Annotated in this window: 11 protein-coding genes; 5 read left to right on the forward strand and 6 right to left on the reverse strand. The window is 59.7% G+C overall.

The window, feature by feature from the left end:
* Position 1 precedes the first annotated feature (1 nt).
* The 3 genes from PMI23_RS08745 to fabI are packed head-to-tail and all read left to right on the forward strand — an operon-like array spanning position 2 to position 3,447.
* The gene (locus tag PMI23_RS08745) at positions 2 to 1,021 is read left to right on the forward strand and encodes an ABC transporter permease (protein WP_007910587.1); all 1,020 of its coding nucleotides are present in this window, start codon (positions 2 to 4) and stop codon (positions 1,019 to 1,021) included.
* 1 nt (position 1,022) lies between these two features.
* Complete coding sequence (locus PMI23_RS08750; RefSeq protein ID WP_007910589.1) at positions 1,023 to 2,633, forward strand: ABC transporter ATP-binding protein; 1,611 nt, start codon at positions 1,023 to 1,025, stop codon at positions 2,631 to 2,633.
* Between the two features lie 19 nt (positions 2,634 to 2,652).
* Positions 2,653 to 3,447: an enoyl-ACP reductase FabI gene (gene fabI, locus PMI23_RS08755; RefSeq protein ID WP_007910591.1), complete on the forward strand. Its 795-nt coding sequence runs from the start codon at positions 2,653 to 2,655 to the stop codon at positions 3,445 to 3,447.
* A 179-nt stretch (positions 3,448 to 3,626) separates the two neighbouring features.
* Here the strand turns inward: fabI and PMI23_RS08760 are convergent, their stop codons facing one another.
* Positions 3,627 to 4,481, reverse strand: coding sequence for a LysR family transcriptional regulator (locus tag PMI23_RS08760; RefSeq protein WP_007910593.1), 855 nt, complete (start codon positions 4,479 to 4,481; stop codon positions 3,627 to 3,629).
* Between the two features lie 109 nt (positions 4,482 to 4,590).
* Between PMI23_RS08760 and PMI23_RS08765 the strand changes: the two genes are divergently transcribed.
* On the forward strand, positions 4,591 to 5,016 hold the full coding sequence (locus PMI23_RS08765) for a VOC family protein (protein WP_007910594.1): 426 nt from the start codon (positions 4,591 to 4,593) through the stop codon (positions 5,014 to 5,016).
* A gap of 273 nt (positions 5,017 to 5,289) precedes the next feature.
* Here the strand turns inward: PMI23_RS08765 and PMI23_RS08770 are convergent, their stop codons facing one another.
* From PMI23_RS08770 to PMI23_RS08785, 4 genes are read right to left on the reverse strand one after another with little or no spacing between them, the layout of a single operon-like run.
* Entirely contained in the window at positions 5,290 to 6,255 is a 966-nt protein-coding gene (locus PMI23_RS08770) for a GGDEF domain-containing protein (protein WP_007910596.1), read from the reverse strand.
* 55 nt (positions 6,256 to 6,310) lie between these two features.
* The gene (locus PMI23_RS08775; protein ID WP_007910597.1) at positions 6,311 to 6,889 is read right to left on the reverse strand and encodes a hypothetical protein; all 579 of its coding nucleotides are present in this window, start codon (positions 6,887 to 6,889) and stop codon (positions 6,311 to 6,313) included.
* A gap of 1 nt (position 6,890) precedes the next feature.
* Positions 6,891 to 9,053, reverse strand: a complete 2,163-nt coding sequence (locus PMI23_RS08780; protein WP_007949762.1) for a xanthine dehydrogenase family protein molybdopterin-binding subunit — start codon at positions 9,051 to 9,053, stop codon at positions 6,891 to 6,893.
* Between the two features lie 22 nt (positions 9,054 to 9,075).
* Positions 9,076 to 9,531, reverse strand: a complete 456-nt coding sequence (locus PMI23_RS08785; protein ID WP_003224136.1) for a (2Fe-2S)-binding protein — start codon at positions 9,529 to 9,531, stop codon at positions 9,076 to 9,078.
* A 266-nt stretch (positions 9,532 to 9,797) separates the two neighbouring features.
* Here PMI23_RS08785 and PMI23_RS08790 point away from each other — a divergent pair, with 266 nt between their 5' ends.
* Positions 9,798 to 10,628: an alpha/beta fold hydrolase gene (locus PMI23_RS08790; protein WP_007910605.1), complete on the forward strand. Its 831-nt coding sequence runs from the start codon at positions 9,798 to 9,800 to the stop codon at positions 10,626 to 10,628.
* Positions 10,629 to 10,978: 350 nt separating this feature from the next.
* Here PMI23_RS08790 and PMI23_RS08795 read toward each other — a convergent pair whose 3' ends face one another.
* Positions 10,979 to 11,371, reverse strand: a complete 393-nt coding sequence (locus PMI23_RS08795; protein WP_007910607.1) for a GFA family protein — start codon at positions 11,369 to 11,371, stop codon at positions 10,979 to 10,981.
* Positions 11,372 to 11,758: the final 387 nt, after the last annotated feature.

The raw sequence follows: 11,758 nt of genomic DNA on the forward strand, positions 1-11,758 counted from the left end.
GATGAACCTGTCCCCTCTCAACCGCCGCCGCTTCGAACTGTTCAAAGCCAACAAGCGCGGCTGGTGGTCGCTGTGGCTGTTTCTGATCCTGTTCGGCCTGAGCCTCGGTGCCGAGCTGATCGCCAACGACAAGCCGCTGGTGGTGCATTACGACAACAACTGGTACTTCCCGGCGATCAAGCGCTACCCGGAAACCGCCTTCGGCGGCGAATTCCCGCTGGAAGCCAACTACAAGAGCCCGTACATCCGCGAACTGCTCAAGGCCAAGGATGCGTGGGTGTTGTGGGCGCCGATTCCCTACAGCTATCAGAGCATCAACTACGACTTGAAAGTCCCGGCGCCCGCGCCACCGTCGGCGGACAATCTGCTGGGTACTGACGATCAGGGTCGCGATGTGTTGGCGCGGGTGATTTATGGCTTCCGCATTTCGGTGCTTTTTGCGCTGACGTTGACCGTGTTGAGTTCGATCATCGGCGTGATTGCCGGGGCCTTGCAGGGTTTCTATGGCGGCTGGGTCGATCTGGCCGGCCAACGTTTTCTGGAAATCTGGTCGGGTTTGCCGGTGCTGTATCTGCTGATCATCCTCGCCAGTTTCGTCCAGCCGAATTTCTGGTGGCTGCTGGGGATCATGCTGCTGTTCTCGTGGATGAGCCTGGTCGACGTGGTGCGCGCCGAGTTCCTCCGTGGCCGCAACCTCGAATACGTGCGCGCCGCGCGCGCGCTGGGCATGCAGAACGGCGCGATCATGTTCCGCCACATCCTGCCCAATGCGATGGTCTCGACCATGACGTTTATGCCGTTCATCCTCACCGGCGCCATCGGCACCCTCACCGCTTTGGACTTCCTCGGTTTCGGCTTGCCGGCCGGCAGTCCGTCGCTGGGTGAACTGGTCGCCCAGGGCAAATCCAACCTGCAAGCGCCGTGGCTGGGCATGAGTGCCTTCGCCGTACTCGCATTGATGTTGAGTTTGCTGGTGTTTATCGGCGAGTCCGCTCGCGATGCCTTCGACCCGAGGAAGTGAAATGAATCAGGACAATCTGATTGAAGTGCGTGACCTCGCCGTCGAGTTCGGTTTCGGCGAGCGCGTGCACCGGGTCGTCGAAGGCGTGAGTTTCGACATCAAGCGCGGCGAAACCCTCGCGCTGGTCGGCGAATCCGGCTCGGGCAAATCGGTGACCGCGCACTCAATCCTGCGCCTGCTGCCCTACCCGATGGCCCGCCATCCGGCCGGCAGCATCAACTACGCCGGGCAAAACCTGCTGGGCCTCAGTGAAAAAACCATCCGGCACATTCGCGGTAATCGTATCGCGATGATCTTTCAGGAGCCGATGACCTCGCTGAATCCGCTGCACTCGATCGAGAAGCAGATCAACGAAGTGCTCGGCATCCACAAGGGCCTGACCGGCAAAGTGGCGACCAAACGCACGCTGGAGCTGCTGGAGATGGTCGGCATCCCCGAGCCGCACAAGCGTCTCAAGGCCCTGCCCCACGAATTGTCCGGTGGCCAGCGTCAGCGGGTGATGATCGCCATGGCCCTGGCCAACGAGCCGGAATTGCTGATTGCCGACGAGCCGACTACGGCGCTGGACGTGACCGTTCAGCTGAAAATCCTCGATTTGCTCAAGGAATTGCAGGCCAGGTTGGGCATGTCGCTGTTACTGATCAGTCACGATTTGAACCTGGTGCGAAGAATTGCGCATCGCGTATGTGTCATGCAGCGCGGTTGCATCGTCGAACAGGCATCGTGCGCAGAGCTGTTCCGTTCGCCGCAGCATCCGTACACTCGGGAATTGCTCGGCGCGGAGCCCAGCGGAGGCCCGGCGAGCAATAAAATCGGCGCGCCGCTGCTTGAGGTCGAGGACCTGAAAGTCTGGTTCCCGATCAAGAAAGGCCTGCTCAAGCGCACGGTGGATCACGTCAAAGCAGTGGACGGCATCAATTTCAGCCTGCCTCAGGGTCAGACCTTGGGGATTGTCGGCGAAAGCGGTTCCGGCAAATCCACCCTGGGTCTGGCGATTTTGCGGTTGATCGGCAGCAAAGGCGCGATCCGCTTTGAAGGCAAGCAGCTAGACTGCCTGACGCAGAACGAGGTTCGCCCGTTGCGTCGGGAGATGCAGGTGGTGTTTCAGGACCCGTTTGGCAGCCTGAGCCCACGCATGTGTGTCAGTGACATCGTTGGCGAAGGCCTGCGGATTCACAAGATGGGCAGCGCCGAGGAGCAAGAAGCGGCGATTATTGCGGCATTGAAGGAGGTAGGTCTGGATCCGGAAACCCGGCACCGCTACCCCCACGAATTTTCCGGTGGGCAACGGCAACGAATCGCCATTGCCCGGGCTTTGGTGCTGAAACCGGCGCTGATCCTGCTGGACGAGCCGACCTCCGCGCTCGACCGGACGGTGCAGCGGCAAGTGGTGGAGCTGTTGCGTTCACTGCAAGCCAAGTACAACCTGACGTATTTGTTTATCAGCCATGACCTGGCTGTGGTGAAAGCGCTGAGCCACCAGCTGATGGTGGTCAAGCATGGCCAAGTGGTCGAACAGGGAGACGCGCAAAGTATTTTTGCCGCCCCCCAACATCCGTATACACAGCAGTTGCTGGAAGCCGCTTTTTTGGCACCAGCCACTGCGCAATAACCTGAAAGAGGAGCAACACATGGGTTTTCTCGCCGGTAAGCGCGTACTGATCGTCGGTGTCGCCAGCAAGCTGTCCATCGCATCCGGCATCGCTGCCGCCATGCATCGCGAGGGCGCTGAGCTTGCCTTCACTTATCAGAACGACAAACTGAAAGGTCGTGTTGAAGAATTCGCCCAAGGCTGGGGTTCGAGCCCTGAGCTGTGCTTCCCGTGCGACGTGGCCAGCGATGAAGAAATCGCCAAGGTCTTCGAAGCACTGAGCAAGAAGTGGGACGGCCTGGACTGCATCGTCCACTCCGTTGGTTTCGCCCCGGGCGACCAACTGGACGGCGACTTCACCGAAGCCACCACCCGTGACGGTTTCCGCATCGCTCACGACATCAGCGCCTACAGCTTCGTGGCCCTGGCCAAGGCCGGCCGCGAAATGATGAAAGGCCGCAACGGCAGCCTGCTGACCCTGTCGTACCTGGGCGCCGAGCGCACCATGCCGAACTACAACGTGATGGGCATGGCCAAGGCTTCGCTGGAAGCTGGCGTACGTTACCTGGCCGGCTCCCTGGGCCCGGACGGCACCCGCGTCAACTGCGTATCGGCTGGCCCGATCCGTACTCTGGCAGCCTCGGGCATCAAGAACTTCCGCAAGATGCTGGCCGCCAACGAAGCGCAAACCCCGCTGCGTCGCAACGTCACCATCGACGAAGTCGGCAACGCCGGCGCCTTCCTGTGCTCCGACCTGGCGTCGGGCATCAGCGGCGAAATCATGTACGTAGACGGCGGCTTCAACACCACCGCCATGGGCAACATCGAAGAGTGATCTTCGCTTAGCCAATAAAAAACCCGCCAATCTGGCGGGTTTTTTTATGCCTGCTATTTCTTGAACAACCCAAATCCCTTGTAGGAGTGAGCCTGCTCGCGATGGCGTCGGGTCAGCAACATTCATGTCTCTGGACCACTGCGATCGCGAGCAGGCTCACTCCTACAAGGGGATTGGGGTTATTCCAGACACTGTGCGAACAGCTTTTGAATCGGCTGATTGCGCTGACTGTAACGCTGCAGCAAAACCATCTCGCGATAGAACGTCAGTTCGCCCAACTCGATCACTCTGACCTTGAGCGGATGCTCCAGCCACAGCCCTGCTTTTGGCAGCAGTGAAACACCCAGCCCCGACTCGACCATTTTCACGATCGCTTCCAGTTCATCCAACTCCAGCGCTACGTTGACCTCTATGCGCTGCTCGCGCAGAAACCGCGTGACCAATCGCCCACCAAACGAATTGCGGTCGTAGCGCACATGCGGCAGTTCGGCGAGCAAACGCAGCGCATCGTCGCCATCGACCTGCGGCGGCACGATCAACACAAACGGCTCACGCCGGATCACCTGCGTCGACAGCTCTTTGGGCAGTTCGAACGGCGGCTTGATCATGATTGCCAGATCAACCTCGCCGGCATCTACCTGACTGAGCAGATTCAACGACACGCCCGGCACCAGTTTCGGCTCCAGCCCCGGTGCCTGTTGACGCAAGCGCAATAACGCCTGAGGCAACAACCCGGTTTGCGCAGTGGCCACGGCACCGATTTTCAGCTCGCCACGAAACTCACTGACGTCCTCGCTGATCGCCATCCGGCTGAAGATCGCCAGCATCTCCTGCGCCATCGGCACCGCCCGCTGCCCCGCCGGATTGAGCATTGCCTGGCGGCCAGTGCGGTCGAACAGGCGAATCCCCAACGCCTGTTCAAGATTGCGGATTTGCGCGCTGACTGCCGATTGCGTCAGGCCAATGTGCAACCCCGCCGCAGCAAAGGTGCCATGCCGCGCCACGGCGAGAAAGGTCTTCAGTTCACGCAGCATGCGCACCTCGACTGATCGAAATAATTTGAGCTCGACGCAAAAACTATCGTCTTTCAATCACATTTCACAGCACTAAACTCAGTCAACCGAACCTGATCGAGAATTCACTATGCAGCTCAGCCCTTTTCATCTGGCCATTCCGGTGTATGACCTCGCAGCCGCACGGCACTTTTATCGCGAGGTGTTTGGTCTGGAGGAAGGTCGCTCCAGTGATCACTGGGTCGATTTCAATTTCTTTGGTCATCAACTGGTGATTCACCTGGCACCGAAAAACGCCTCGCAGGAAGCCGCGCACACCAACGCCGTCGATGGGCATGACGTACCGGTGCCGCATTTTGGCGTGGTGTTGGGGATGCAGGAATGGGAGGCGCTGGCCGAGCGTTTGCAGTCACTGGAAACGAAATTTGTGATTGAGCCGGGGATTCGCTTTCAGGGTTTGGTCGGGGAGCAGGCGACGATGTTTTTGTTTGACCCGTGCGGCAATGCGCTGGAGTTCAAGGCGTTTAAAGACATTGGGCAGTTGTTTGCCAAATAGATATGTAGGGTTCGGGCTGACGCATTCGCTAGCAGGCTAGTTCCCACATGGATTTGTGGTGAACCGGGATTTTGAGAACACCCGACACCATTGTAGGAGTGAGCCTGCTCGCGATGGCGGTGGGTCAGCCGATGACGATGTTGGATGTGCGGACGCCATCGCTGGCAAGCCAGCTCCCACAGGTTTCTCGGGTGTTCACAAAATCCCGGTTCACTGCAGATCCCTGTGGGAGCTGCGGTGCGACGATTCGACTTGCCAGCGATGAGGCCCGAATCAACAACGCTTCAAGGCCTGCTTGTGCACGTACATCGCACTATCGGCATCCGCCAGCAGCCGATCCACGGTCTCATGGCGCTTGGCGTCGTACTCGATCTGCCCGACGCTGAAGCGAATCGCATACCCGCGATGCAACGTGGCATTGCGCTCTTCGAGAATATCCTTGAGCCGCGCCATGATCGCTGTGGTTTCGACATGGCTGGAGCCGGTCAGCAGCGCAACGAACTCATCGCCACCGAGCCGCCCGACCACGTCACTTTCGCGAAAGGCAATACGCAGCACATCGGCGAAGGTCTTCAGCGCACCGTCACCTTCGGCATGCCCATACAGATCGTTGATCTGCTTGAAGTCATTGAGGTCGAAAAACAGCAAGGTTGCCGGCCGCTCCAGGCGCGCGCAGGCGTCCAGCGCATGCTGCGCCAGTTGCTTGAAACCACGGCGATTGGACAGCAAGGTCAATTCATCCATGCTCGCGATCTGCACAGCAGCCAACTCTTGCTCGGCCATTTCCGCCAGATCACGCAACAGCGCACGCTCTTCCTGGTCGAGGTCGCGGGGCTTGGTGTCGATCAGGCACAGCGTGCCCATTTTATTGCCATTGGGCACAGTCAGCGGGTAACCGGCGTAGAAGCGAATGTTCGGCGCGCCGGTGACCAGCGGGTTGTCATGGAAGCGCACATCCTCGCGGGCGTCCGGCACCAACAGCAGGCCGTCGTTAAGAATTGCATGGCCGCAGAATGAAACATCCCTCGGCGTTTCGCTGACATCAAGCCCCACACACGATTTGAACCACTGCCGGTTGGTGTCGACCAGCGTCACCAGTGCAATCGGCACATTGAACAAGCGTTTCGCCAACCGTGTCAGTCGGTCGAAACGCTCTTCAGGGGCGGAATCGAGCAGTTCAAGACCGTGCAACGCTTGAACGCGCGCCGTTTCATTCGCAGGTTTTCCTGGAACCAGCATCAGCACACTCCATTGGCAACAATGCTTTCAAGCGTAGCGCTAATTTGGCAATGGCTCACATTTGCGCCACCGGGCATGGCCCGCCCGCCTCGGCCCACAGCTTGAATTGCGCGACAAAAATATCGTGCGGCACTGGCACCGGCGCGCGCCCTGCCCCGGGATTCCAGCCCCACAGCACCAGTTTGTCTTCGCTGACATGCTTGATCAGCGCAGCAAAGTCGCGATCGCCGTTGCTCGAGCGGTCCTTGATCATCGCGCAGAGTTTGTCCGGCGGCAGGCCGATCCAGGCCATTTTGTGCGCCGCCGGCGGCAGGCTCCAGTGCGGCGCACCCGGCGGTGCATGCAGGCCGTAGCTGGCCGGCGGATTGTTTTCCGCGTGACAGGTCGCGCACGGCAGACCGGCGGCGCCCTTGCCGTCCATGCCGCGCACCACGTTCATGGCGTGGGGGATGCCAGCGTCGAACTGCAACGGCGAATCACCGGGAATGTGGCAGTTCTGGCAACGCGGGCTCTGGAAAACTTTCTGCACCGTGCCGAACGCTTTCAGCGCTTCCTGATCATCGGCGAACAGGTCCGAGGCATAACCGCCCAGCCCCAGTAAAACCACCGTGCCCAACACTAGATGTCGTTTCATCTCACACCCCCGACAGTTGCAGCGGCAACTCGCGCAGGCGCTGCCCGGTCAGGGCAAACACCGCGTTGGCCACCGCCGGCGCGGTTGGCGGTACACCGGCCTCGCCGATGCCGCCGGGTTTGTCGCTGCTGGGCACGATGTGCACTTCCACCACCGGCATCTCGTTGAGCCGCAGCACCTGATAATCGTGATAGTTGGACTGCACCACCGCGCCGTCCTTGAGCGTCAGCTTGCTGTGCAGTGCCATGCCCAGACCGAAAGTGATGCACGACTCCATCTGCGCCGCGATGCTCTGCGGGTTCACCGCGATCCCGCAGTCCACCGCGCAGACCACGCGATGCACGCGAATCGCCAGATTGTCCTGCGACACCTCGGCGACCTGCGCCACGTAGCTGCCGAACGACTCGTGCACCGCCACGCCCAGCGCATGGCCGTCCGGCAACGGTGCTTTCCAGTTGGCTTTCTCCACCGCCAGATTGAGCACGCCCAAATGCCGAGGATGCTCCTTGAGCAAGGTTCGTCGGTACTCCACCGGATCTTTGCCTGCCGCCGTGGCCATCTCATCGATCAGCGATTCCATGACAAACGCCGTGTGGCTGTGACCTACCGAGCGCAGCCACAGCACATTGATCCCGGTTTGCGGTGAATGCAGATCGACCTGGTGGTTGGCCAGGCCTTTGACATAAGGGCTGTCGGAAACGCCTTCGACCGACGTTGCATCAACGCCGTTCTTGACCATGGTTTTTTCCAGCATCGTGCCGGCCATGATCGACTGCCCGACCAATACATGCTGCCAGCTCGACGGCAGGCCATCGGCACCGAGCCCGATCCGCGCCTGATGCAGGAACATCGAACGGTAGTAACCGCCACGAATATCGTCTTCCCGCGACCACACGGTTTTCACCGGCATGGCCGCGGCTTTCGCCACTTGCACGGCTTCGGCGACAAAGTCTGAAGTCGGGTTGGCCCGGCGCCCGAAACCGCCGCCCAGGAATTCGGTGTGAATCTCGACCTGCTCCGGTTTCAGCCCGGTGATCTTGCCGGCGACCATTTGATCGAGCGTCTGAAACTGCGTGCCGGTCCAGATTTCGCATTTCTCGGCGCTGATCTTCACCGTGCAATTGAGCGGCTCCATCGGCGCATGAGCCAGATAGGGCACGCTGTATTCGACGTCGATTTTCTTCGCCGCTTTACCAAAACTGCCCTTGGCATCCCCGGTCTGACTGGCCGACGTGCCTTGTGTCGTGGCCAATTTACGGAAGCTCACCAGCAGTTTCTCGCTGCTCAGGTCCGCATTCGGCCCCAATTCCCAATCGACTTTCAGCGCATCACGGCCCAGTTTCGCCGCCCAGTAATGATCAGCAATCACCGCGACCCCGCTCGGCACCTGCACCACTTTGTGCACGCCCGGCACCGCCAGCGCTTCAGCACCTTCGAAGGATTTAACGCTGGCACCAAATACCGGTGGCCGCGAAACCATCGCGGTCATCAGGCCTTCAAACTGCACATCCATGCCGAACTTGGCGCGACCGGTGATTTTCTCCGGGGTATCGAGGCGTTTGGTCGGTTTGCCGATAATTTTCCAGTCCTTGGCTTCCTTGAAAGTGATCGATTTGGGATCCGGCACCGGCAGTTGTCCGGCGGCATCTGCCAGCTCGCCGTAAGTCGCGCGCTTGTCACCAGCGATGACCACGCCCGATTCGGTACGAATCGCCGACGGTGCCACTTCAAAGCGCTTCGCCGCTGCCTCTACCAGCATTTGCCGCGCCGTCGCGCCTGCCAGTCGATAACGGTCGAACTCCATCCACGTCGACGTCGAGCCGCCGGTAATCTGCATGCCGCCAAACGCGGGCATGCCGTAATCCGCTGCCGACGCGGGCGAATGCTCGACGCGGATCTTCGACCAGTCCGCGTCCAGTTCTTCGGCAATCAACATGGTCAGGCCGGTCCAGATGCCCTGGCCCATCTCCGAATGGCCCAGTAAAACGGTGACGCTGTTGTCTGCGGCAATGCGCAGGAACGCATTCGGCGCGAAAACCTTGCCTTCATTCTCCGCCGCATAGGCAAATTTGTGGCCGCCGGGGACGACAAACGCCACTACCAACCCGCCGCCCAACACGGCACTGCCCTTGAGAAAACCCCGACGCGATACAGGACTGTTCATCGTCTATCTCCCACAGATTGAATCAGCCGATTTCCGACGCACGCTTAACCGCTGCGCGAATGCGGGGATAGGTGCCGCAACGGCAGATATTGCCGGAGAGCGCCTGATCGATATCGCTGTCGGTGGGTTTGGGGATTTTCGCCAGCAGTGCCGCCGCAGACATGATCTGCCCCGACTGGCAGTAACCGCACTGCACCACGTCGAGTTCGGCCCAGGCTTGCTGCACCGGGTGCGAGCCGTCGGTGGACAGGCCTTCGATGGTAAGAATTTTTTGTCCATGGGCCACGGCAGTCGCGGGGGTGATGCAGGCGCGCAACGGCGCGCCGTCAACGTGCACGGTGCAGGCCCCGCACTGGGCCATGCCGCAGCCGAATTTGGTGCCGGTCAGGTGCGCGACATCGCGCAGGACCCAGAGCAACGGCATGTCCGCGGGGACATCGAGCTCCTGATCCTTGCCATTGATATTCAAGGTCAGCATCGGGGAAATTCCTCAGACTCACGGTGTTCTGAAGGGGCGCCGCTGTGGCCATCGATGCCTACGCGCGCCTCGGCTTATCCCTTTCAGCAAAGCCTAATTTGCGTACGAAGCCAGACGTTGCGACCACCGGTCATGCAGATGTCGACTTTAATCCTACAGTTGATAACGGCTCTCACCGAGCCTGCACAGTAAAAACCTCGTCATGAGCGAAACCGGTCCGCGATTACCGCGCGGGTTATCCATCAGATTGGTCTGGAGTTGCGAACATGGGATTTGTCACCACAAAAGACGGCGTCGAAATCTTCTACAAGGATTGGGGCCCGAAAGACGCGCCGGTGATTCACTTCCACCACGGCTGGCCGCTCAGTTCCGACGATTGGGATGCGCAGATGCTGTTCTTCCTCGGCAAAGGCTTCCGGGTGGTTGCCCATGATCGCCGTGGGCATGGGCGTTCGAGCCAGGTCTGGGACGGGCACGATATGGATCATTACGCCGACGATACGCTGGCCGTGGTTAATCATCTGGGCCTGAAGAACGTGGTGCATGTCGGTCACTCGACCGGTGGCGGTGAGGTGATTCATTACATTGCCCGGCATGGTCAGGCCAACGTCGCCAAAGGCGTGCTGATCAGTGCGGTGCCACCGTTGATGGTGCAGACCGAGAGCAACCCCGGTGGGCTGCCGAAATCGGTGTTCGATGACTTTCAGGCGCAACTGGCGGCGAATCGCGCGCAGTTTTATCGGGATATTCCGACCGGACCGTTTTATGGCTACAACCGGCCGGGCGCCACGCCATCGGAGGGGATTATTGCCAACTGGTGGCGTCAGGGCATGATTGGCGGAGCGAAGGCGCATTACGACGGGATCGTCGCGTTCTCGCAGACGGACTTCACCGAGGACTTGAAGAAGGTCACGGTGCCGGTGCTGGTGATGCATGGCGAGGATGATCAGATTGTGCCGTATGCGGACTCGGGGCCGTTGTCGGCCAAGTTGCTGCCCAATGGCACGCTGAAGTCGTATCCGGGGTTCCCGCACGGGATGCCGACGACGGAGGCCGAAACGATTAACGCGGATCTTTTAGCCTTTATTCGCGGCTGAAAATGGACCGGTGCCTGACACTTATCTCTGTGGCAGCCAGCCTGCTGGCTCCCCTATTAGCTATTTGTCACACCAAAAATCCTCAACCCACCTCAATTCCTGTGGGAGCTGGCTTGCCAGCGAAGGCGGCGGCACCTTCAACATCGTTGTTGCCTGACCTACCGCTATCGCTGGCAAGCCAGCTCCCACAGTGTTTTGTGCCAACCCGCAATTCTGTGATCCACACCAATCCCTTGTAGAAGCCAGCCTGCTGGCGATGGCGACGGGTCTGCCAAAGAAGGTGTTGGCTGAACTAGCGCATTCGCTAGCAGGCTAGCTGTGATCCCACAAAGGTCGGCTGAGGGTTGCAACTATTCTTCGGTACGCCCCGTGCTTTCGCGATCACGTTCGTAGTGGTGAGCCAGTGGAAGCGCCGGCAGCCACGCGTCGCGGCGAATCGTCCAGAGTTCGTAGGTGGGTTTGAACTGATTAGGCTCATCAAGTGATCCGACGTTTACCTCTACTTCATCTTCGGAACGCGCGAACACCGGAGAGCCGCAGCGCGGGCAGAAAAAGCGCCCGTTGAAGTCGCGGGTTTTGCCGGTGACTTTCAACGCATCCTCGGGAAATATGGCCGAGGTGTGAAAGAGCGTGCCGTGACGTTTGCGGCAATCGAGGCAGTGGCAAATGCCGACGCGGTAGGGTTGACCAGTCACTTCGAAACGGACATCGCCGCATAGGCAGCCGCCAGTCAATCGATTCATGTCATACCTCCTCTTCAGATTTTTATATTACCGACAGCCCTCACCCTAACCCTCTCCCAGAGGTAGAGGGAACTGACCGCGCTGAATGTGCAAGTTGCACCGACTTGAGATACCGAGTCGAACTCAGGTTTTGAAAGGCCTGGAGATCTGCTCCCTTTCCCCCTCGCCCCCTTTGGGGGAGAGGGCTGGGGTGAGGGGGGAATCGCACTGACACACCGCAAAACACAAAGCCCCCGCCATCCAGTATTTTCATCAATAAACACTAAGACGTGATCGCGTTTAAAACACACAAACCGTTACGCCATCCTCCCTACAACACCTTGCGCCGTTACCTACGCGTACGCCAGAATCCGCCGGCTTACACGGCTATGGGCCGGGCTATATCGT

It is taken from the genome of Pseudomonas sp. GM24, assembly GCF_000282235.1.
Taxonomy (GTDB): Bacteria; Pseudomonadota; Gammaproteobacteria; order Pseudomonadales; family Pseudomonadaceae; genus Aquipseudomonas.

Excerpts from the sequence above, each read along its gene's own strand:
- PMI23_RS08745 (WP_007910587.1), top strand. The coding sequence starts at position 2 with ATGAACCTGTCCCCTCTCAACCGCCGCCGCTTCGAACTGTTCAAAGCC.
- PMI23_RS08750 (WP_007910589.1), top strand. The coding sequence starts at position 1,023 with ATGAATCAGGACAATCTGATTGAAGTGCGTGACCTCGCCGTCGAGTTC.
- fabI (WP_007910591.1), top strand. The coding sequence starts at position 2,653 with ATGGGTTTTCTCGCCGGTAAGCGCGTACTGATCGTCGGTGTCGCCAGC.
- PMI23_RS08760 (WP_007910593.1), bottom strand. The coding sequence starts at position 4,481 with ATGCTGCGTGAACTGAAGACCTTTCTCGCCGTGGCGCGGCATGGCACC.
- PMI23_RS08765 (WP_007910594.1), top strand. The coding sequence starts at position 4,591 with ATGCAGCTCAGCCCTTTTCATCTGGCCATTCCGGTGTATGACCTCGCA.
- PMI23_RS08770 (WP_007910596.1), bottom strand. The coding sequence starts at position 6,255 with ATGCTGGTTCCAGGAAAACCTGCGAATGAAACGGCGCGCGTTCAAGCG.
- PMI23_RS08775 (WP_007910597.1), bottom strand. The coding sequence starts at position 6,889 with ATGAAACGACATCTAGTGTTGGGCACGGTGGTTTTACTGGGGCTGGGC.
- PMI23_RS08780 (WP_007949762.1), bottom strand. The coding sequence starts at position 9,053 with ATGAACAGTCCTGTATCGCGTCGGGGTTTTCTCAAGGGCAGTGCCGTG.
- PMI23_RS08785 (WP_003224136.1), bottom strand. The coding sequence starts at position 9,531 with ATGCTGACCTTGAATATCAATGGCAAGGATCAGGAGCTCGATGTCCCC.
- PMI23_RS08790 (WP_007910605.1), top strand. The coding sequence starts at position 9,798 with ATGGGATTTGTCACCACAAAAGACGGCGTCGAAATCTTCTACAAGGAT.
- PMI23_RS08795 (WP_007910607.1), bottom strand. The coding sequence starts at position 11,371 with ATGAATCGATTGACTGGCGGCTGCCTATGCGGCGATGTCCGTTTCGAA.